17 protein-coding genes and 1 tRNA gene are annotated in these 19,979 nt (G+C 49.9%); 10 read left to right on the top strand and 8 right to left on the bottom strand.

Annotated elements, in window-relative coordinates; all coding sequences use genetic code 11:
• Positions 1 to 9: 9 nt before the first annotated feature.
• Positions 10 to 1,476, bottom strand: coding sequence for a hypothetical protein (locus AWQ23_RS01125; RefSeq protein ID WP_062431811.1), 1,467 nt, complete (start codon positions 1,474 to 1,476; stop codon positions 10 to 12).
• A gap of 49 nt (positions 1,477 to 1,525) precedes the next feature.
• Positions 1,526 to 2,639, bottom strand: a protein-coding gene (gene prfB, locus AWQ23_RS01120; RefSeq protein WP_157072242.1) for a peptide chain release factor 2 whose coding sequence is annotated in 2 segments (ribosomal slippage) — positions 1,526 to 2,566 and positions 2,568 to 2,639 — 1,113 coding nt in all. Because the reading frame shifts where the segments join, the coding sequence is not laid out codon by codon here.
• Between the two features lie 364 nt (positions 2,640 to 3,003).
• On the opposite strand from prfB, the gene AWQ23_RS01115 reads away from it, so the two are divergent.
• The 5 genes from AWQ23_RS01115 (at position 3,004) to AWQ23_RS01090 (ending at position 6,808) form a co-directional block, all read left to right on the top strand.
• Positions 3,004 to 3,948 carry a PRC-barrel domain-containing protein gene (locus tag AWQ23_RS01115; protein WP_062431807.1) on the top strand — a complete coding sequence of 315 codons (945 nt, stop codon included), beginning with the start codon at positions 3,004 to 3,006 and terminating at the stop codon, positions 3,946 to 3,948.
• Between the two features lie 235 nt (positions 3,949 to 4,183).
• Complete coding sequence (locus tag AWQ23_RS01110; protein ID WP_012305823.1) at positions 4,184 to 4,321, top strand: chlorophyll a/b-binding protein; 138 nt, start codon at positions 4,184 to 4,186, stop codon at positions 4,319 to 4,321.
• 625 nt (positions 4,322 to 4,946) lie between these two features.
• Complete coding sequence (locus AWQ23_RS01100) at positions 4,947 to 5,291, top strand: hypothetical protein (protein ID WP_012305821.1); 345 nt, start codon at positions 4,947 to 4,949, stop codon at positions 5,289 to 5,291.
• A gap of 187 nt (positions 5,292 to 5,478) precedes the next feature.
• Positions 5,479 to 6,675 (top strand): glycosyltransferase, encoded by a 1,197-nt coding sequence (locus AWQ23_RS01095; RefSeq protein ID WP_083500736.1) that lies wholly within the window; start codon positions 5,479 to 5,481, stop codon positions 6,673 to 6,675.
• 60 nt (positions 6,676 to 6,735) lie between these two features.
• Positions 6,736 to 6,808 (top strand) — tRNA-Thr (locus AWQ23_RS01090).
• Positions 6,809 to 6,852: 44 nt separating this feature from the next.
• Here the strand turns inward: AWQ23_RS01090 and AWQ23_RS01085 are convergent.
• A complete protein-coding gene (locus AWQ23_RS01085) occupies positions 6,853 to 8,436 on the bottom strand; it encodes a S8 family serine peptidase (RefSeq protein ID WP_062431803.1) in 1,584 nt (527 codons plus the stop codon).
• 95 nt (positions 8,437 to 8,531) lie between these two features.
• Between AWQ23_RS01085 and AWQ23_RS01080 the strand changes: the two genes are divergently transcribed.
• Positions 8,532 to 9,068, top strand: coding sequence for a hypothetical protein (locus AWQ23_RS01080; RefSeq protein WP_012305818.1), 537 nt, complete (start codon positions 8,532 to 8,534; stop codon positions 9,066 to 9,068).
• Positions 9,069 to 9,185: 117 nt separating this feature from the next.
• Here AWQ23_RS01080 and AWQ23_RS01075 read toward each other — a convergent pair whose 3' ends face one another.
• Positions 9,186 to 9,380, bottom strand: a complete 195-nt coding sequence (locus AWQ23_RS01075; RefSeq protein ID WP_030007897.1) for a hypothetical protein — start codon at positions 9,378 to 9,380, stop codon at positions 9,186 to 9,188.
• Positions 9,381 to 9,589: 209 nt separating this feature from the next.
• Between AWQ23_RS01075 and AWQ23_RS01070 the strand changes: the two genes are divergently transcribed.
• The 4 genes from AWQ23_RS01070 to AWQ23_RS01055 all read left to right on the top strand — a co-directional run bounded on the left by AWQ23_RS01070 (position 9,590) and on the right by AWQ23_RS01055 (position 14,702).
• Positions 9,590 to 9,850, top strand: coding sequence for a glutaredoxin family protein (locus AWQ23_RS01070; RefSeq protein WP_062431801.1), 261 nt, complete (start codon positions 9,590 to 9,592; stop codon positions 9,848 to 9,850).
• Between the two features lie 103 nt (positions 9,851 to 9,953).
• Positions 9,954 to 12,599 carry a DNA mismatch repair protein MutS gene (gene mutS / locus AWQ23_RS01065; protein ID WP_062431799.1) on the top strand — a complete coding sequence of 882 codons (2,646 nt, stop codon included), beginning with the start codon at positions 9,954 to 9,956 and terminating at the stop codon, positions 12,597 to 12,599.
• Between the two features lie 104 nt (positions 12,600 to 12,703).
• Positions 12,704 to 13,852, top strand: a complete 1,149-nt coding sequence (locus AWQ23_RS01060) for an alanine--glyoxylate aminotransferase family protein (RefSeq protein WP_062431797.1) — start codon at positions 12,704 to 12,706, stop codon at positions 13,850 to 13,852.
• A gap of 76 nt (positions 13,853 to 13,928) precedes the next feature.
• Positions 13,929 to 14,702 carry a thioredoxin domain-containing protein gene (locus AWQ23_RS01055; protein ID WP_232308932.1) on the top strand — a complete coding sequence of 258 codons (774 nt, stop codon included), beginning with the start codon at positions 13,929 to 13,931 and terminating at the stop codon, positions 14,700 to 14,702.
• A gap of 81 nt (positions 14,703 to 14,783) precedes the next feature.
• Here AWQ23_RS01055 and AWQ23_RS01050 read toward each other — a convergent pair whose 3' ends face one another.
• The 4 genes from AWQ23_RS01050 to AWQ23_RS01035 are packed head-to-tail and all read right to left on the bottom strand — an operon-like array spanning position 14,784 to position 19,973.
• Complete coding sequence (locus tag AWQ23_RS01050; protein WP_062431793.1) at positions 14,784 to 15,185, bottom strand: fasciclin domain-containing protein; 402 nt, start codon at positions 15,183 to 15,185, stop codon at positions 14,784 to 14,786.
• Between the two features lie 42 nt (positions 15,186 to 15,227).
• The gene (locus AWQ23_RS01045; protein WP_012305812.1) at positions 15,228 to 16,511 is read right to left on the bottom strand and encodes a CO2 hydration protein; all 1,284 of its coding nucleotides are present in this window, start codon (positions 16,509 to 16,511) and stop codon (positions 15,228 to 15,230) included.
• A 59-nt stretch (positions 16,512 to 16,570) separates the two neighbouring features.
• Positions 16,571 to 18,067: an NADH-quinone oxidoreductase subunit M gene (locus AWQ23_RS01040; RefSeq protein WP_012305811.1), complete on the bottom strand. Its 1,497-nt coding sequence runs from the start codon at positions 18,065 to 18,067 to the stop codon at positions 16,571 to 16,573.
• Positions 18,068 to 18,122: 55 nt separating this feature from the next.
• Positions 18,123 to 19,973 carry an NAD(P)H-quinone oxidoreductase subunit F gene (locus AWQ23_RS01035; protein ID WP_012305810.1) on the bottom strand — a complete coding sequence of 617 codons (1,851 nt, stop codon included), beginning with the start codon at positions 19,971 to 19,973 and terminating at the stop codon, positions 18,123 to 18,125.
• Positions 19,974 to 19,979 lie beyond the last annotated feature (6 nt).

Below are 19,979 nucleotides of genomic sequence, written 5' to 3'. Positions count from 1 at the left end.
AAAAAATCGTTAAGGAATCCACTGGGGTTGATAGCCCGGCAGTAGGGATTCCGGTGGAACAGGCTGAATTTCTGTATCTGTCCCCAACTCCGGGAGTGCCAATAGCCAGAGGCGGCCCCCTTCCACCGCCAGGCCCGTGGAAGTAAACAGATCACTGGTGGGCGTTGGTGGAGTCGTGACCACCTGATCGAAGAGGAGGGCAACCCCATCGGCGGCAATGCTCAGGCCCACATCCCGGTAATTCGGTAAAGCGAGGAGGGCGGTTTCTTCCCCCGTTTTGAGATTCAAGGCACTGAGAAAAGGTTCCTCAACCACTTGGCCTGAGGTTTCATTTCGATCCAGCTTGAGGCAATACAAAAGTTCCGCCGCGCGGGGTTCAAAGCGACAATCAATAATCGGCGTGAGGGTGCGTAAAATTTCTGTGGTTTCTCCCTGGGCGTCAATGCGGTGGAGGGAGTAAACGCCATTGGCCTGCTGGAGGGCGATTTGTTGGGTTTGGTCGGGGGAAAAGGCGAGGAGCTTCGTAAATTCTTCCTTGGCTTGGACAGCACCACCATTACGATTTAGGGGCACGAGGGAAAGTTTATTTTGTTGGGAAATGGCAACAACTTCGGCATTGGGGGCGAGGAGGAAGTCATCGGCGGGAATCCCTAGGGCGCGGGGTTCGGCTTGGCCTTCAATGACCCACAAACTGCGATCGCGGGGATTCTCTCGATTTGTGCGCTGAATAATGATCCGTTCTCCATTGTCCGCAAGTTGAAAGGCCCCATTGCGATAGTCTGTGGCTGTTAAGACAGACTGAATGCGCCCGGCAGGTGGGGGGCTGTCGGTAGAGCCTTGGAAATTTAAGCCTGTGCTCACGGTATAGAGTTGTTGGTCGCCAATTTCAGCCTGGGCCGATCCGCGGGGAATGGCAGAAAATAACAGGCGATCGCCTTCAGGATACACATCCAAATTGAGAACGATGAGGTCGGCTGGGGTGAGGACACTTTTTTCCTGGCGAGTCAGGTTATACAAAATCAAGCGGCCCCGGTCAGTGCCGTCGGTGCCAATGTAAGCAAAGGCCCGGTCTCGACTTTTTACCCGACTCAAGAAAGGCACAATATTGGGCTTCTCTGCCGCTTCTGGGGTAGGAGCAGCTAGTTTAAATTGATAATCCTGGCCGTAGATGGGGCGTTCATCGAGGCTATAGAAAAATGTTTTGCCGACCCAACTCCAGCGGCCTGCCAGGGGTGGTTCAATGGTGAAATTTTCCGTGACGATAGCTGGATCGAGGGCCTGGTTAAAGGACAGTTGAAATTGTTCGTCCGTTACCCCAATTTGTTGCCCCTCCCAACTAAAGGCCTGCACTTGGGTGGGGGTGCGATCGCCAAATCCCCACAGCAGTGCCACCGCTAACGTAAGGCTAAAAAGGGCAGCGAGGACGACTTGATCGAAGCGTTTGAGGCGAAAAATATCCAAAACTGAAGAAGCCACGAAATTTTGCCACCTTGCATTTTAGCTCACCGTTCCCCATTCCCCGGTGCTAGTCTCCCACCCAGGTGTCCTGGCGCAGGGAGGCTTCAATAAAAGCATCGAGGTCGCCATCCATGACCCCATCCACATCGGTCGTTTCGTGGTTAGTGCGCAGATCCTTGACCATTTGGTAAGGGTGAAAAACATAGTTCCGGATCTGATTTCCCCAGGCGGCCTCCACCATATCTCCCCGAATTTCAGCGATTTCCTGGGCCCGTTGTTCCTGGGCAATGATTAATAACTTTGCCTTGAGGATCGCCAGGGCTTTTTCTTTGTTTTGTAACTGCGATCGCTCTTGGGTACAGCGCACAGCCACCCCCGTAGGTAAATGGACAATCCGTACCGCCGTTTCAACTTTATTGACGTTTTGCCCCCCCTTACCGCCTGCACGGGAGGTGGTGATTTCTAAATCTTTTTCGGGAATATCGACTTTAACGGCGTCATCCCCCAAAATGGGCATCACTTCCACCCCAGCAAAACTGGTTTGGCGTTTGCCATTGGCATTAAAGGGTGAGATTCGCACCAAACGGTGGGTGCCTTTTTCATGCTTGAGATAACCAAAGGCGTAACGCCCGGTCACTTCGAGGGTGGCTGATTTTAAGCCCGCTTCGTCCCCTTCGGAAATTTCTGCCAGCCGTACCTTATAGCCTTGTTTTTCGCTCCAGCGGGTGTACATCCGCAACAGCATTTCCGCCCAGTCCTGGGCATCGGTGCCCCCAGCCCCGGCATTAATCGTCAGCACAGCACCGAGGTTGTCATATTCCCCGGAGAGCATCTGTTGCAGTTCCCAGCGGTTTAGTTCCTTCTGGAGACCATCAAGGTTTTCCATCGCTTCCGTGAGGAGGGCCAGGTCTTCTGCTTCGGTCAATAATTCGGCGATCGCCGCCGCATCTTCAAACTGACCCTGCCACTGTTGATACTGGGCCACGGTGCCCTTTAGCTCCGTCAGCTCCTGGAGAATGTCTTGGGCCCCTTGTTGATCCTCCCAAAATTCTGGCTGGGCCGCCTGTTGTTCGAGGTCAAAAATCTTCGCGTCTAAGGTTTTTAGGTCAAAGATAGTCCTGGGTTTTCCCCAGGTGCGCTTGGACAGTTTCGAGGGAACGCTTTAAATCGGTTAATTCCACCATAGATCTTTGGGAGTTGTGGCAAATACGCAAAAAGTACAGAGACAGCCGGCAATATCGGCAGACAATTATAACGAAATCCCTTGCTGGAAAAAAATGATCATCTCAAATTTCCGGCGCGATTCGCTAAAATAAAACCACCCACGCAATGGAAAAGTTGTCAAGAATACCCCGAAATGATAGAGTCTGCTGAATAATTGCCACTAGGCTACGGTGCACAGTCGAGATCAATTCTCTCAACATTTTGCTTTTGCTATTGTACGGAACTTTCCGGTGCTGTTTCCCCTGAACCTTCACATGTCCCCATTACCTTTAAGCTGATTTTTCCTGTTTCCACTAACGCATCGCCATTAATTTAGACAATATGAGCATTGATTCTATCCGCCTACGCAACGAATTCATTAACACCCAGGTGATTACCCGCAACCGAGGGACGCGCCTAGGGGTTGTCAAGGATGTATTAGTGGACATTGACCGTCGCGAAGTTGTTTCCTTGGGGCTACGGGATAGTATTTTCTCGGTCTCTGGAATGCCCAAATATATGTATCTAGAGGCGATCACCAAAACCGGAGATGTCATCCTCGTTGAAGATGAGGACGTGCTGGCTGATGTGGATGTCGAAGCTTACAGTCCTCTGATCAACAGTGAAGTGATTACGGAAGCGGGTGAACCCCTAGGCCGGGTGCGTGATTTTCAGTTTGACCTCGAAAGCGGCACCGTCTCTTCGATCATTATCGCTTCCATTGGCTTACCCCAAATTCCAGAACAGGTGATCAGCACCTACGAACTCCCCATTGAAGAAGTCGTGAGCAGCGGCCCCAACCGGCTCATTGTTTTTGAAGGGGCCGAAGAGCGCCTCAGTCAAATTAGTGTGGGTTTCCTCGAACGCCTAGGCATTGGTCGTCCTCCCTGGGAACGGGAACAGGAAGATATCTACTACGCGCCCACTGCCCGCCCGGAAAATCAACTGGGTACTGGGGTGCCCCTCCAGCAGCCGATTTCTCGTCCTGTGGAAACGCGCCAACCGATTAATACCTGGGAAGATGAATGGGAAGAAGAGGCGATCGCCCCACCCCCACCCCAACGCCAGCAGGCCCGCGCCATGAGCTATGACGACTACGACGAAAGTAGCAACTGGGGCGACGACACAGCCTACGAGTACGAAGAATCAGCCCCTAGCTATCCCCAAGACGTCGCCGGTGACGTTTGGGACGACGACACCCTTGACGAAACTCCCTACCAACCTCCGGCGGTTAACATTCCGGAGAAAAAGAAAGAATACGAATACGAAGAAGAATCTGGCTATTAACCGCCAAACATGATTGTCCCTTGACTGAAAAGGCCGTAGCTTTAAGCCTACGGCTACTTTTTTGTCTGTTTGGCTCTCCTGCTTCACGGTTACCTAGGTCGAAATATAATTTTTGCTTATAAATTTCAAAACTTAAATCAAACAATCATGGCCCTAGAGTTGTGGCGGATCAACGTAACAGTTTGTTAAGCTGATACCAGCAAGCAATTTTATTTTCTTCACATAGGTACCCATCATGGACGACAAGAAATTTGGTTTCACCGCTTCTGCTGAAAACCTCAACGGCCGCATGGCAATGATCGGTTTCATCGCAGCGATCATTCTCGAAGTAGCAACAGGTCAAGGGGTACTCCACTTCTTCGGTCTCCTCTAAGTCTTTGCACTAACCTCTTCAATTTTCATTGTCAATCTCCGAGGGCTGGATACTATAGTTGGTATTCGGCTTTTTTTTGTTTAGGGCAGCATGGGGCGCGTTATTTGTTTTGTTATTTTGATCGGGCTTTGTTGGTGGGCAGCACCAGCCTACGGTGAGTTGTGCCGTGTTTATGGGGAACAACAAATTTGTTTGGTATCTCTGAAGCGCAGTGCAAAATATTATTGGGAGTATCGCGCTGTACTACGCATTAATGGCAAAAAAATTCCGGTACAAAAGTTTGATTGCCTCCACAACCTCGACTTGGCAAATGATCGACGAAAGTTTGTTTGTAGCTTGATTCCACGACGGTAACTACCGGATTAAGGTTAGTGAAAGTCAGTTATTTGAGTCATTTAAATCAAGCCTAAGAATTATTTAAACAAACCAAGGTAACTCTTCTTAAAAGAGAAAAAAGCAAAACAATAAATATTATTGATTGGCATTAATCTCTTACGTTCGATAGATGATGGCCTGTTATTGAATTGTTATAATGAAAGTGTTGATTAAAATTGAAATAAGCTTCAAAGCTTTGGGAAATCGTCAATTTTAATCTTTATTGCAAGAAAGCGAGGTATTTCATTTTATGGATAAGGATACCCAAAATATTTCTGTTCCTGAAAACCTAAAACCTGAAGATATTAGTAGTGGTGAAGAGCTTGTGCCGGCAGAAGTCGCAGCAAGGAAAGCGCGGGAAGGCGAATTCACCCCAGACCCGAAACAAGAAACAGATAAAAGCGTTGATACAACGGCAGGTTATACAGTCAGTGAGCAGGGTTTAGTCAATAATTACGCGGTAACGCCTGAGGTTTACGAAGAGGAAAAGTCCTCGGCGCAGAGACGACTGGATTACACGATGCTAGGGGTAATTGCCTTAGCTGTGGGAGTCCTATTAATCGGTGCGGCCATTACGGTGAATCTCTTAGCTTAAAGATTTTACAGGCGTAGCGCTGAGCAGTTGATTGACTAACTAGCTTTTGCTGAATAATTTCAAGATTCGCCTAGGGGAGGTAACTCCCTTATTTTTTTGTCTAGCGATTGGAAAAGAGAGTGAAGCACTTTCCGGTACAATTTGCCTGAATGTTGTATTGAGTTTGGGATGTAAACCAGTGGCCGCCATAAAAGATCGCTTAAGTTTGTGCATGATCGTTAAGAATGAAGCGGATGCCCTGGGGGATTGTCTCAAGAGTGTGCAGGATCTCGTGGGGGAAATCGCGATTCTCGATACGGGGTCAACGGATGAAACGGTGGCGATCGCCAAGGGATTTGGCGCGACGGTGGGCCATTTCGACTGGAATCAAGATTTTGCGGCGGCCCGGAACGAAGCCCTTAAGCTGGTGACGAAAGAATGGGTCTTGGTTTTGGATGCGGATGAGACCTTAAACCCGAAGGTAATTCCGGCCATCGAAGCGGCGATCGCCAAGCCGGATACTTTGGTTGTCAATTTGCTCCGCTATGAAATTGGTGCGAGTCAATCCCCCTACTCCCTGGTGTCTCGGTTATTTCGCCGTCACCCCTCCCTAGAATTTTCGCGGCCCTACCACGCGATGATCGATGACAGCGTGCAAACATTGTTGGCCACAGAACCTCAATGGCAGATCACAGAGTTACCCCAGGTGGCCATTTTCCATACGGGCTATCAACGGACGGCGATCGCCAAATTAGAAAAGAGCACCCGGGCCAAATTGGCGATGGAGACCTATTACGAAGGCCATCCCAATGACCCCTATGTCTGCAGTAAATTAGGGGGTATTTACTTGGGTGAAGGGTTACCCAAACAAGCCCTCAAGATTCTCAAGCAGGGTTTGAAATACAGCGCGAACGAAAGCGCCAACCTTCGTTATGAGTTGCATTACCACCTGGGTAATGCTTTCCGCCAAAACCACGAACCCGAAAAAGCGATCAAGCATTATCAACTCGCCAGGGAGCAACCCCTCCAAGACAAACTAAAAATTGGGGCTTACCACAACCTCGGCGCGCTTTTACAGACCCTCGGCAAACCCGACGCGGCGATCGCCCAACATCAGATCACCTTAAAAATTGATCCGACCTTTGCCCCTGGCTACTACAATCTCGGTTTGGCCTACAAAGCTCTGGGTCGGGTGGGCGAAGCCATTGACGCCTACGAAAAATCCTTAAAATTAAATCCCCTCAATCCCTGGGCGCATCAAAATCTCGCCGCGCTCCTGTTCCGCATTGGTCAAATCGCCGAAAGCCAGAAATTCTTTAAGCAGGCGATCGCCCTCCATGAGACCCAAAATCCCGCCGAAGCCAAACGCCTCAAGCAAAAGCTGGCCCAACTCATGCACCAATAACCGAAAAAATTTTCCCCAAGCGCCGCAGAAAAATGTAGTACAATAAATTCTCGCAAAAGCGCCAACATAGCTCAGTCGGTAGAGCAACGCATTCGTAATGCGTAGGTCGTGGGTTCAAGTCCCATTGTTGGCTTTTACATTAATCGACGGCCAAAATAGTTAATGCCTGTTGTTCTGTCAGTCCGGCTGATTTCCCTGGGCTAAGGTAACTGCTGCCAAGGCATTCACGCGGCCATAACCAAACCATGGGGAATGGCCCTGGGCGTCATAGGTGCCCAAGGTTAACTGCAATTGGCGATCGCCGCTTAAATCGACAATTTTTTCGGCTGTGGTTTGTAAAATCTCCCGCACGGCCCACCCCGTCAGCTTCGGATGCACTGACCAAACCAACGCCGCGACTCCCGCCACTAAAGTAGCAGCTTCTAAGGTGCTACCCTGCTGATTTAAAGCTTCAACCGGATCTATCTCGGCCCCCAAGTCATCACTAATTTCCGGTGGGACTGCGACCATCCCTTGTTCTGGTAGCCAAAGGGTTGGTGTACCTGGATTTGTTGGCCCACAAAGGCTGACCGCCTCTCCCCAGTTGCTATGGCTGGCTTTTTTATTCGCCTCAGTACAACCACTAACGGTCACAACTGCCGGATGATTACCTTTCCCGTCTAGCCAAGCGGTCGGCCCCTGAAAAAGTTGATTCGGCCAGTGGCGTTCGTAAATTATTCCGGCGAGGGGGCGATTGGCATCCCCGGCTCCCGTTACCAAAAGACAACCTTGACCCCGGTTTCCCTGGGTGGCAGCCCGGTGGAGAGCTAAACTTTGCCGCAGGGAGAGAGGCCCGTTGATCGTCGCCAGTTGCCAAGCCAAAAGAATCACTGCGGCCCCCTGGGCGATCGCCGCTTCGATGACTTTTTCGAGGAGTGCATCATCTAAGTACTGGGGCAGTTGCAGGAGCAATAGGGTGCATTCTGGGGCCACATCGATCGCTAACTGGGCAATGGTATTACCCCAGGTCGTGGGTCGAATTTCGGGAATGGCACTATAGGGAGTTTCGCTTGTTTCAGCGGTTGGCTCGGCAGAATTTTCTAGATCGAGGTCAGGGGCCAACACGGCAATGGTCGTCTGGCGATCGCCTTTGGTCATTTGCCAAGCTTGGGGGATTTGAATGGCGTCTAGGTACCAGTGGCGGCCTTGGGGATTTGTCGCCAAAGACATTTCTCGCACCGCGAGGGGCAATAAAACATTGGGTTCAGCGAGGGCGATCGCCGGATCTTGCTGGAGGATCTGGGTTAACCGGAGAGGATCGCAGTCAGTTTGCGCTGTTAGTTCATAAATAAACGTTTGATCGGCCCCCAGAAGCGGACGAATTTTTTTAAGGTGGTGGCGATCGCCAATCGCTTTTTGGGCTGCTGGGGAAACCTCCGGGGCGAATTGGAGGGTGATTTGCTGGGTCAGATAGACAAACCCCTCAGCCGAGTCTGCTAGCTGATAAACCGGGTAAGCAAAGAGAATATCGGGATGTTGGCGCGCGGCCCTCAAGGAGGTGGCGAAATCCTCTGGCGGTACAAGAATTTCTTCGAATAAAATATCTGGCTGCCCCGATGGTAAGGGACGATACATTAATCCTGGAACAATATCGAGAAGATCCACATCAGAACTGCGAAATGCCACCAGGAGGCGATCCTCTAACTGATGAAGTAAAAGTTCCGTATGTCCCCGTTGTAAAATAAGACCTTGTTGCTGTGGTGTCCCCCCTGGGCGTGCCATAGGCCTAAGCTCTCCTTGTCTGTTCCCACTGTGGGATCAAGATGTACAACATAATCAGTACTGTTATTGTGTCAAAACAAGACTTGACGAACATTATGAATTTTATCGACCGTTTGATTCCACTCGCTAGTTTGGCAATGGGGTGTTCCTTGGCCATGATGCCATCCGTTTCGGCGCAGCCTGAGGCTGTCCAAGGGAGTAGCAGCGAACTCCGCCCCCTCCAGAGCAGCATCCTCAGTATGTCCGGGGCTTCCCAGGTGATGGATGAGGCGATCGCCGCCATTTCTGCCAAAGATTACGAGGTTGCCGTCTCTAAACTCCAGGAAGCGCGTCAAGTTTATAATCAGCTTTCTAATTTTCACCTAGATCTAGCCAATAGTTTCCAAGGTTTAGACAATTCTGTTTATGATACAGAGCGACGTTCGGCGATCGCCGCTGGGGAAATGCGCGACACCGCCACCTACCGTTTGGCCCTCGTCCACCGTGTCCAGGAAAAACCCGAATTGGCAGTGCCCCTCCTGATCCAGGTGATTCGCTCCCAAAGTCCCACCAGCGACCTCGGCGAAAAGGCCTACCAACAACTGCTAGAAATTGGCTTTGTCAGTCGCGAATTTACCCGGCCTAACTTCTAAAAAACGACGTTTAGATCGCCGCTTGACCCGGGCTCTCTCTTTTTGCCCGTTTGCTTGGGTGGCGATCGCCTCGACACGACGGTTTTGTAATTGATGCAATCGTACTGTTTTAGTTTCTTAGGTACCAAGTACGGCGATATAACCCGCTTCGATGCCTTGCAACAACTGGTCTAACGCTTGATACAGAGCATCACTCATGGGAGTTTTCCAGAGCCATTGATTGATCACCCTTGCATCCTGCTTGGTTAAAGTACCTGAAGAAAATACATGATCAATGGTTTCTAATAAAGGGTTCATTTGCTGACATTCCATACTTCTCGCTTTAGCTTTGCCACCCGATTTCCCATGGAAACAAGGCCACAATTTCCTTAGATGTAAGATCAATTCAGTTTGTCAATAAGCTGAAATACTAAAAAAATTATCAAGGATAGCCAGGAACAATAATGTAATCACCCCCTAAATTCTCTACATTTCTCATCGGATCTTTACTTTTCTTAAACGTTTTTGTTACCGATCGTACTGTGAAGCAAATTATTTTTTACACAAAACCCGGTTGTCATCTCTGTGAGGGCCTCGCCGAAAAATTGGCCCAGGTGACCCAGGTAGAATTCCAACTCGAAATGCGCGACATTACGATAAATCCCCAGTGGTTTACACGCTACCAGTACGAAATTCCGGTTTTGTGTCTGCTCGAAAATGGACAAGAAAAAGAATTGCCCCGTTTTCCGCCCCGCATGGCCGTGGCTAAACTCGAAGAAAAATTAGCTGGATATCTGACTTAAAATTTATTGCCCAGGTTTTTGGGGCAATCTCCCAGGAGACTCCTAAGGAAAAAGGCGATCGCCGCTAAGATAGAATACTTGTCCGTGACTGAAGCCAAGTTTCATGCCTGCTGCCAACCGTAACCCCAGCGCCGAAGACATTCCCAACGCAGATTATCGCCAGCTCAATCGGGAACTCCTCACACCGATGATGCAGCACTACGCAGACCTTAAGGATAAGTATCCCAACAATATCTTGCTCTACCGGGTCGGCGACTTTTTCGAGTGTTTTTTCATGGATGCGATCACCGTTTCTCGCGAATTGGAGTTGGTCTGCACCAGCAAAGAATCCGGCAAAGGTATTGGTCGCGTCCCCATGACAGGGGTGCCCCACCATGCCCTCGAACGTTACAGCACTCAGCTTTTAGAAAAAGGCTATGGGGTCGTCATTTGTGACCAAGTAGAAGACGCCGCCACCGCCCACGCGGAAAAACGAATGGTGCGGCGGGAAGTGCAAAAGGTTTTGACCCCAGGCACCCTCACCGATGATGGGATGTTGCGGGCGCGGCAAAATAACTATCTTGCGGCAGTGGTGATCGCCGGCAACCATTGGGGGTTGGCCTATGCCGACATTTCTACGGGGGAATTTTGTACCACCCAGGCCCAGGATTTGGCAGCCTTAAATCTGGAACTCCTGCGTTTGCAGCCTTCGGAGGTGCTCTATCCTAGCGATGCACCGGATTTAAATCGTTTGATGCGTCCCAGTGATCGCCAAACATTATTACAAAACCATCTGCCTGATTGTTTGCCGTCGGACTTTTGTTATGCGTTGCGATCGCCCAGGGAATTTGACCTCAATGAGGCGAAACCCAAGCTTTTGATGACTTTCCAGTGGCGTTCCCTGGAGGGGGTTGGCTGCGAACATTTACCCCTGGCGGTGCGGGCGGCGGGGGGACTCTTGGCCTATGTGGAGGAAACCCAGCAAGCCTACAAGGTGCCCTTTGAAAGCCTCAAAACCTACAGCATCGACGCCTTTTTGCAACTGGATCACCAGACGAGGCGCAACCTCGAAATTACCCAGACGGTGCGGGATGGCAGTTTTTACGGTTCCCTACTCTGGGCGCTGGATGTGACCTGTACAAATATGGGGGGCCGCGCCCTCCGCCGTTGGTTGTTGCAACCTTTATTAGATCCAAAGGCGATCGCCAAGCGATTAGATTCCGTCGCAGAACTGGTAGAAAATACAAATCTCCGTCAAGATATCCGGCAGTTGCTGAAGCAAATTTACGATTTAGAGCGGATTGCTGGGAGAATTGGCTCTGGTAGTGCGAATGCCCGCGATTTATACGCTTTAGCGGAATCTTTAACGAAATTAACCTATCTCGCGGAATTGGCCACCGAGGGGCGATCGCCTTATCTCCAGGCAGTGAAAGATTTTCCGCCGGAATTAGAAGCCCTGGGACAGCACGTTTTGCAATACCTCGTAGATTCGCCGCCGATCCACATCAAAGAAGGGGGTTTAATTCGGGATGGGGTTGATGAAAACCTCGATTTTCTGCGGCGCTCCCAAGTGGAAGACCGGGAATGGCTGGCGAATTTAGAAGTTACCGAACGGGAACGGACGGGGGTCAGTAAGCTCAAAGTCGGCTATAACAAAACCTTCGGCTATTACATTAGTTTGCCCCGCTCCCAGGCGGACAAGGCCCCCGACGAATATCTGCGCAAACAGACCCTCGCTAACGAGGAACGTTATATTACGCCGGAGTTAAAGGAGCGAGAAAGTCGCATCCTCACTGCTAAGGACGACATTTGCAGCTTGGAATACGAAATTTTCACGACCCTCCGCGCCAAGGTCGCTGAACATACCGACCAAATTCGCACCACCGCCAAGGCGATCGCCGCCCTGGATGTATTGACGAGCTTCGCGGAAACCGCCGTGTACCAAGGGTATTGCCGTCCGGAGATTACCACCGAAAAAACCCTAGAAATTGAAGCTGGTCGTCACCCCGTCGTCGAAAAGTCCCTGGGTATGGGCCTGTTTGTGCCCAACTCCACTTACCTCGGTCGCACTCAGAATTCCTATCCTGATTTGATTATCCTTACTGGCCCCAATGCCAGCGGCAAAAGTTGTTATCTCCGGCAAACGGGCTTGATTCAACTGATGGCTCAGGTGGGGAGTTTTGTCCCCGCCCACAGTGCTGTAATTCCCATTTGCGATCGCATTTTCACCAGGGTCGGCGCTGTCGATGACCTTGCCACGGGCCAATCGACGTTTATGGTGGAGATGAATGAAACCGCCAATATTCTCAACCATGCTACGGAAAAATCTTTGGTTTTAATCGACGAAATTGGCCGGGGAACCGCAACTTTTGATGGCCTTTCCATCGCCTGGTCGGTATCAGAATACCTCGCCACAGAAATCAAAGCAAAAACAATTTTTGCGACCCATTATCACGAGTTAAATGAGTTAGCGTCGCTCCTTGAAAATGTCGCCAATTATCAAGTCACAGTTCAAGAAATGCCCGAAGAAATTATCTTCTTGCACCAAGTTAGCACCGGGGGGGCTGACCGTTCCTACGGGATTGAAGCTGGTCGTTTAGCCGGTTTACCCAAGAGTGTGATTCAGCGGGCGAAACAAGTCATGACCCAAATTGAAAAGCACAGTAAAATTGCCGTCGGCCTACGCAAAGGTATCCCCAAGAAAATCACGACCACCACTCCAGAAGATTCCCAAAGGGTATCGGAACAATTAAATATTTTCAAAGTTTAAATTCTTTAAACATCAGGCTCCTCTCGCTTGATGGCCCCGACAATATGGGAAAATTGAACCCGATAAAAATCTGATTAAATACAGTCCTTAGAGCTTAATTATCCATGAGCGATCGCCCCACTGTCCAAAATACTTACCGTAAGCCCGTTAAACAACTGGATTTACCGCCCCGGCTCCTCCTCGGCCCTGGCCCATCCAATTCCCACCCCAGGGTTTTAGCCGCCCTCGCTATGCCTCCCATCGGCCACCTCGATCCGAAGTACCTCGAAATTATGGAGGACGTCAAGGATCTCCTCCGCTACACCTGGCAGACCGCAAACCCCTTCACGATTTCTGTCAGTGGTACTGGTAGCGCTGCCATGGAAGCCACCCTCGCCAACATGGTCGAACCCGGCGATAAAGTCCTGATCGGCATCAATGGTTACTTCGGCCACCGCCTCGTGGATATGGCCAGCCGCTATGAAGCCGAAGTGCATACTTTCTCCACCGCTTGGGGTAAAGCTTTCACCCTCGAAGAAATCAGTGCTGCCGTTGCCCAGCACGAGCCGAAAATCCTGGCCCTTGTCCACGCCGAAACTTCTACGGGAGCCAGACAACCCCTCGAAGGTGTCAAGGAAGTTTGTGAAAAACACGGCACGATGCTCCTAATCGATACCGTGACCAGTTTGAGCGGTGTACCCTTATTCCTCGATGAATGGGGCGTTGACCTCGCCTACAGCGGCACCCAAAAAGCCCTCGCTTGTCCCCCTGGCCTTGGCCCCCTGACCCTCAGCCCCCGCGCCCTGGATGTCCTGAATAATCGCAAGACGCCGGTGAAAAACTGGTATTTGGATATGTCCATGGTCAGCAAATATTGGGGCACTGGGAAACGGGTCTATCACCACACCGCCCCGGTTAATATGAATTATGCCCTGCGGGAAGCGTTGATGCTCGTCGCCGAGGAAGGATTAGAAGCCCGTTGGCAACGGCACCAGGAGGCAGCAGATCTCCTCTGGACGGGCCTCGAAGAGATGGGGTTACAGTGCCACGTAGATCGTGAAATCCGTCTGCCGACCCTCACGACAGTCCGCATTCCCGATGGGGTTGATGGTGCCGCCGTCGCTGCTCAGTTGATGAAGGAGTACAACATCGAAATTGCTGGGGGCTTGGGGGATCTCGCTGGTAAGGTTTGGCGTGTTGGCCTGATGGGTTATAACGCCCGCAAGGAAAATGTGACGCTTCTGTTGGCTGCCCTAAAACAGGTTCTCTTTTAGATAGACTAGAAGCGCAATTTTTATTGAAGATCTAATGATTCTTTCGTTATCTATGGGGCAAGGTTTTTCCCGAAAAATGCTTGTCCTTTTTTCTGCCCTTTGTCTTGGGTTTGGTCTCTGGGGCTGTAATGGCGATCAAGAGACAGCCCAAGCGGATGTCAATGTCGATCCGGAACTGGAAGCGCAAATCCTCCAGGTGATTCGGGACAATCCCCAAGTGTTGATTGATGCGGTACAAAACTACCAACTCTCCCAACAACAGGCCCAACAGGAAGAACAACAAAAGGCGGCTGAGGATTTTCAACAGCAGGTCTTGACGGAACCACAGACGGTCATTGGCGATAGCCCCACCCTGGGTGCTGAGGATCTAAACGTGGTCTTGATCGAATTTTCTGACTTTGAATGTCCGTTCTGTGCCCGCGCCCATAGCACTTTGCAAACGTTTATGGCTCAAAACAGTGACACTGTTACTCTTGTCTATAAGCACTTGCCTTTGGCTCAAATTCACCCCCAAGCAATCCCGGCAGCAGAGGCATCCTGGGCAGCGCAACAACAGGGAAAATTCTGGGAATACCATGATCAGCTTTTTGAAAACCAAGACCGCCTTGGGGAAGAACTCTACCAAGAAATTGCGGCAAATCTGGGCCTGGATCTAGAAAAGTTTGAAGGCGATCGCCAAAATGCCCAACCGGCTATCCAACAGGATCTTGAACTGGCTCAACAGTTGGGTCTAAACGGTACACCTTTCTTTATTTTGGCATCGACGGAAACTGGGAAATTTGAAACCTTCTCTGGGGCATTAGATCTGCAGGAATACGAAGAAAAACTCGCCGCGATCACCACTCCTTAAAATCAGCTTAAATAGTCCAAAAAAAGAGGCTTCTTAATCCGTTATAGATAGAAGCCTTTTTGTTTTTTGATTCTAGAAAAATTAGCCCATCAAAATAACATTATCAATTACATGAATAATGCCATTGTCAGCTTCGATATCCGCCGCTAAAACCGTTGCATTTTTGACCTCAAAATCATCTTCGCCATTAATGGGAATGGGGGAACCTTCGATGGATTTTACTTCGCCCAATTTGATTAAATCATCCTTAGTTAACCGCCCCGCCGCGACGTGATAAGTGAGAATGCGTGCTAACTGAGGCGGATTTTGTACGAGGGTTTGTACTGTGCCCGGCGGCAATTTGGCGAAAGCGTCATCGTTGGGCGCAAAGACGGTAAAATCCCCTTCTCCAGCTAAAGTTTCCACTAAACCTGCGGCTTGCACGGCGGCCACCAGGGTCGAAAAACCCTCATTATTAACCGCAATATCCACAATACTTGGCATTGTTTAAGCTCCGATTGAATAAATAAAAAAATTCAAAATAGATTAACGATATTCTGCGTTTTGAATGTCCCGTAAGCGGGCTTCTGGCCGGAGAAAACGATCCATTTGGGCTTCAAAAAATTCACGATTTTTCTGTAAATGTTTCGGATTGGGATCATCCAAAGGATAAAGCAAGGCTGTCCGTAAAGCTTGAATCACCGCAGAGGTGACGTTATACATCGACCGTTGGAAGGTAATACCCAATTGGATCAGCTCATCATCCTCGCCCCGGCAATGTTCCTTGTAGTAATCCTTGAGGTATTGAGGGAGGAAGTGATACATATCATCCATCAACAATGTCGGCGGAATGCCGGCAGTGCCGACGGGGAAAACATCGGCGTACAAAATGCCGTAATGAAAGTCCTTTTGCGCGTCGGGCACTTCGTGGGCCTGGGCGTTGTAGGATTTTGTCCCCCGGAAAGGTGCGGTGCGGTAAAACACAGCTTCGACGTAGGGTAAGGCAGCCTCATAGAGCCAAGTAAAACCCTTCGATTTGGGGATAATTTCAAAACATTCGCCATCAATATAAACGTGATGGTAAATGGGGCGACCGGCGATCGCAAAAATGCCATTCACCAAAAAATTCATCGCATCGGGGACACCTTTAAAGCCGCCTTCATCATAGATGTCCGACATTTCAAAGAAGACGGGGGCCATCACCTCCCAAAAGAGACCGAGATTGGCGTAATAGGAGAGTTCGCGCACCTGCTCCAAAAACATATCGGGGAAAAGTTTATATAAGCCCAACATGACCGGGTTTTTCTTGAAGTAGGCTTTGATCGCGCGGTCGGCGTTGGCTTTATATTCGTCGGAATCGAGGTAGGCATCAAATTTACCCAGGCCCATGTCCCGCCCATGCCACAACATTGCCCGCATACAAGCTTCGGCGAATTCCATGTTGATCCGGTCATGGAACAAGTGATGGAAGAGTTTAGAGGATTTAAAGGTTTCTCCTTTTTTCATAAACTCTAGAAGTTCCGGGTGAGCTGACCCTGTGCCGCGCCAAATGCGAAGATCAGCTTGATCGCCGGCGTAATGATTTTGCCGCTCTAAATATTCGTCGGAAATGAAGTATTTAAAGAAGCGGAAGGGTTCAAGAAAAACTTGTTCCGCAATGTACAGCAGATCCCGCCAGTAGAAATCCATCGGCACGGCATAGGCTTTATAGATGCCGATAATCTGCATCAGGTTTTCGGGAGTGTCGGGCAACATCGAGCCCCCGGCTTCGAGGCGATGAATGACATCGGCATGGGGATGGGTTGAGGGGGGAATTTTGGTGGTGATCATAGTGCTTTGTTCCTTAAGAAAATGCTGGGCGAATCGGTTAAGCGAGAACGTCTGATTGACTAGGGTGCTTTCGACAATTCAGCGGGAGTCAAGGCAATGGTCTGAACCGTGGGAATGGCGGCAATGAATTGGCTGGTGGTCGGTTCAATCCAGCGGGTGAGCCAGGCGGGTTGCAAACCGAGGAAAAGGATAATGACCGTCAAGGCGATCGCCGGAATTTTTTCACTGGCAAAAACTTTGGGGTAATAAGCGGTGTGACTGTCGAGGCGACCGAAACAGGTGCGGTTGAGCAAAATCACAAAGTAAACCGCCGTTAACCCAGAGGCAATGATGCAGAACAGCGTCGGAATCGGAAAGCGGCTAAAGCTACCTTGGAACACCAGGAATTCCGCGACAAAACCGACCAAACCGGGAATCCCGGCACTGGCCATTCCTGCCAAAATCAACAGGCTACTGGTCAGCGGCAAACCCCGTACCGGATTCATCAAACCATTCAACACATCAAGATCTCTTGTGCCGACTTTGCGTTCGATAATGCCGACGAGGTGGAACAACAGCGCCAGAATTAAACTGTGGCTAATCATTTGCGCCACGGCGCCGAGCAAACTTAACTCTGTTCCGGCTGCCGTCGAAACCAAGATATAACCCATGTGACCGATGGAACTGTAGGCCACCATCCGCTTGAGATCCCGTTGGGCGATCGCCGCCAGGGAACCATACATCACACTCACCGTACCGATGACTGCGAGAGCGGGGGAAACCGTAGACCATACATCCGGGAACAGTTGCAAACCGAAGCGCACCAAGCCATAGGTGCCCAATTTCGCGAAAACACCACCCAATAGAACTGTTACCGCTGGATTTGCTTCTACATAGGCGTCGGGCAACCAGGTGTGTAAAGGCACAAGGGGAATTTTAATCCCAAAGCCAATCAACAAAATCGTGAGCAAAATCACTTTGGTGTTGAACTCTAGGTTTTCTAGGGTTAAATTCTCAAAGTCAAAATTACTCGATTGACTGAGCCACACAATCCCTAAAAATGCCGCCAATACACAGAGTCCAGAAATGGCAGTGTAAATCAAAAATTTAGTCGAGGCATATCCTTTTTTTTCGCCGCCCCAAATGGCAATCAGTAAATAAAAAGGAATCAACTCAATTTCATAAAAGAGGAAAAAGAGCAACAGATTATTGGCAATCAAGGCCCCTGTAATCCCACTATTAATCAACAAAATGAGGGAGTAATAAAGCTTCGGACGGTGGTTGCTTTCACCAATGCTATAGATCGCGACCAATGTCAGCAAACTATTTAGGACAATCAGCGGCAAAGATAAACCATCCACACCGAGATTATAGTTGAGACCCAGGATGCTTAACCAATTATGGAATTCGGTATATTGCATACCAGCATCTTGGAGGTTGAGGTTAATCAATAAGCCACTACTGATCGCCAGGGTGACAACCGTAAACACCGTTGCCACAATCCGGGTCAGGGGCCTGGGGAAAAGGGCGATCGCCCCAATGCCGACGAGCGGTAAAAACAGTAAGAAACTCAGCATAATCTTTCGGAGAAGGTCATAAATATTTCAGCGAAAATCGTTAACTCATCCCCCTTTAAAATTGCCAATGCTTCAGCAAGGGATACGATAAAGCGGCAATAAAGAGGAGAATACCGGCCACAATCGAGAGGGCATAGGATTGGCTTTGACCAGAGTTGTTATATTTCAAACTTTGGCCACCGAAAAGGGTTGCTAAACCGAGAAAGTTGATCACCCCATCGACAAAATAGCGGTCTAACCAGTCAATGATTTTGGAAATCAAGGCAACGGCAAAAATAACTGTGTTTTTATACAACTCCGCTGTGTACAAATCCTTGGCGAAAAATTCCCGCACCGGATCTGAAAAAATATGAATCGGTTTACTGATTTTTTCATTGAGATAAAGATACATCGCGGTACCGCCACCGACCATGGTCGAAATAATCAAAACTGCAGCTAGGGGCAGATTCAACTGGTGCCAATCCGGTAGAAAATTCAGTTTCGCCAGAATAAAAGGACTGTGGAGGGCGAAACCCGCAAGAATCACCATCGGCAGAACCAAAGCCCATAATCCTTCTGGCGATCGCACGGTCATCTGCTTCGGCTTACCGCCAAAAATTAGGCCAAATTCCCGCATGATACTAAAGGAAGTCAAGGCATTGACCGTAATCAAAATCACGGCCAGAATCGGACTTGTTTTCCAAAAATTTGTTGTCAGTTGGGCCAGGCTCCAGAATCCACCAAACGGCGGTAGGGCAACGAGGGAAGCAGCACCGACAAGGTAGCAAATCCCCGTAATCGGCCGCCGCGACCAGAGGCCGCCATATTGGGTTAAATCTTGGCTGATATTGACTAAAACAACGCCACCGATCGCCATCACGAGAATCGCCATCGCCACGCCATAGGTGAGTAGCAAGACCAATGTCGTTTGATCCTGTTGGGAACCCACCGCCATAAAGACCATGCCCATGTAGGCACTGACGGAATAGGACAAAGAACGTTTGATATCAATCTGGGCGATCGCCACCATGGCCGCCCCCAAGGCTGTCGTTGCCCCAATCGCAATCATAAAAGTAGAAGCAAAATCCGAGAGGGCAAAAATCGGCTGCAACTTAATCAGCACCCAGGCTCCAGTACCAACCACGAGACTATTCCGCACCACCGTTGCCGGGACAGGACTTTCCATCGCCTCATCAAGCCAGAGGTGTAAAGGAAATTGAGCGCATTTCCCCAAAGGCCCCGCAATTAAGGCCAAGCAAAGCAGCGTTGCCAAAGTCGGATCGAGTTCTGCCGTTGCCGCCCATTCAGCCAGACCATCAAAATTCCAAGTACCAGCAAGGGGCAACAGAGCCACAACCCCCATCAGCAAGAACAGATCGCCGACCCGTTTTGTTAAAAACGCATCCCGCGCCCCCGTGACCACCAGGGACTGGTTAAACCAATAGCCAATTAACAGATAAGTACCGAGGGTCAAAATTTCGAGTACCACATAGCTAAAGAAAAGGGAATTGCAGAGCACCAAGGCACACATCCCCGCTTCAAATAAGCTCATGGTCGCGAAAAATCTCGCCCAGCCCCAATCCATTTCTAAGTAGGCCACGGCATAGAGTTGGGCGAGTAAATTAATCCCGGCGATCAGAATCAGCGCCCCGATGGTAATGCTGGAAATATCGAGGTCGATGCTGAGGGTCAAGTCCGCCGCCTGGAGCCAAGTTAACGATGGTTTTAGGGCGGGCTGTTCCCACCGCTCAATAAAGGCAAGACAACTATGGACTAGGGCCATAAAAGTCAGCAACATATTGACGTAGCCCGCAGGCCGTGGCCCTGTTTTTCGGGTGATGCTCGGCATCCATAGCGCCGATAGACCCATTCCCAGCAAAGGATAGCAGGGAACAAGCCAGACACTCTGACTGAAAAAAGTATTCATATGACG

Source organism: Picosynechococcus sp. PCC 73109 (assembly GCF_001521855.1).
Lineage (GTDB): Bacteria > Cyanobacteriota > Cyanobacteriia > Cyanobacteriales > MRBY01 > MRBY01.
This window is presented reverse-complemented; position numbering and strand designations above follow the sequence as displayed.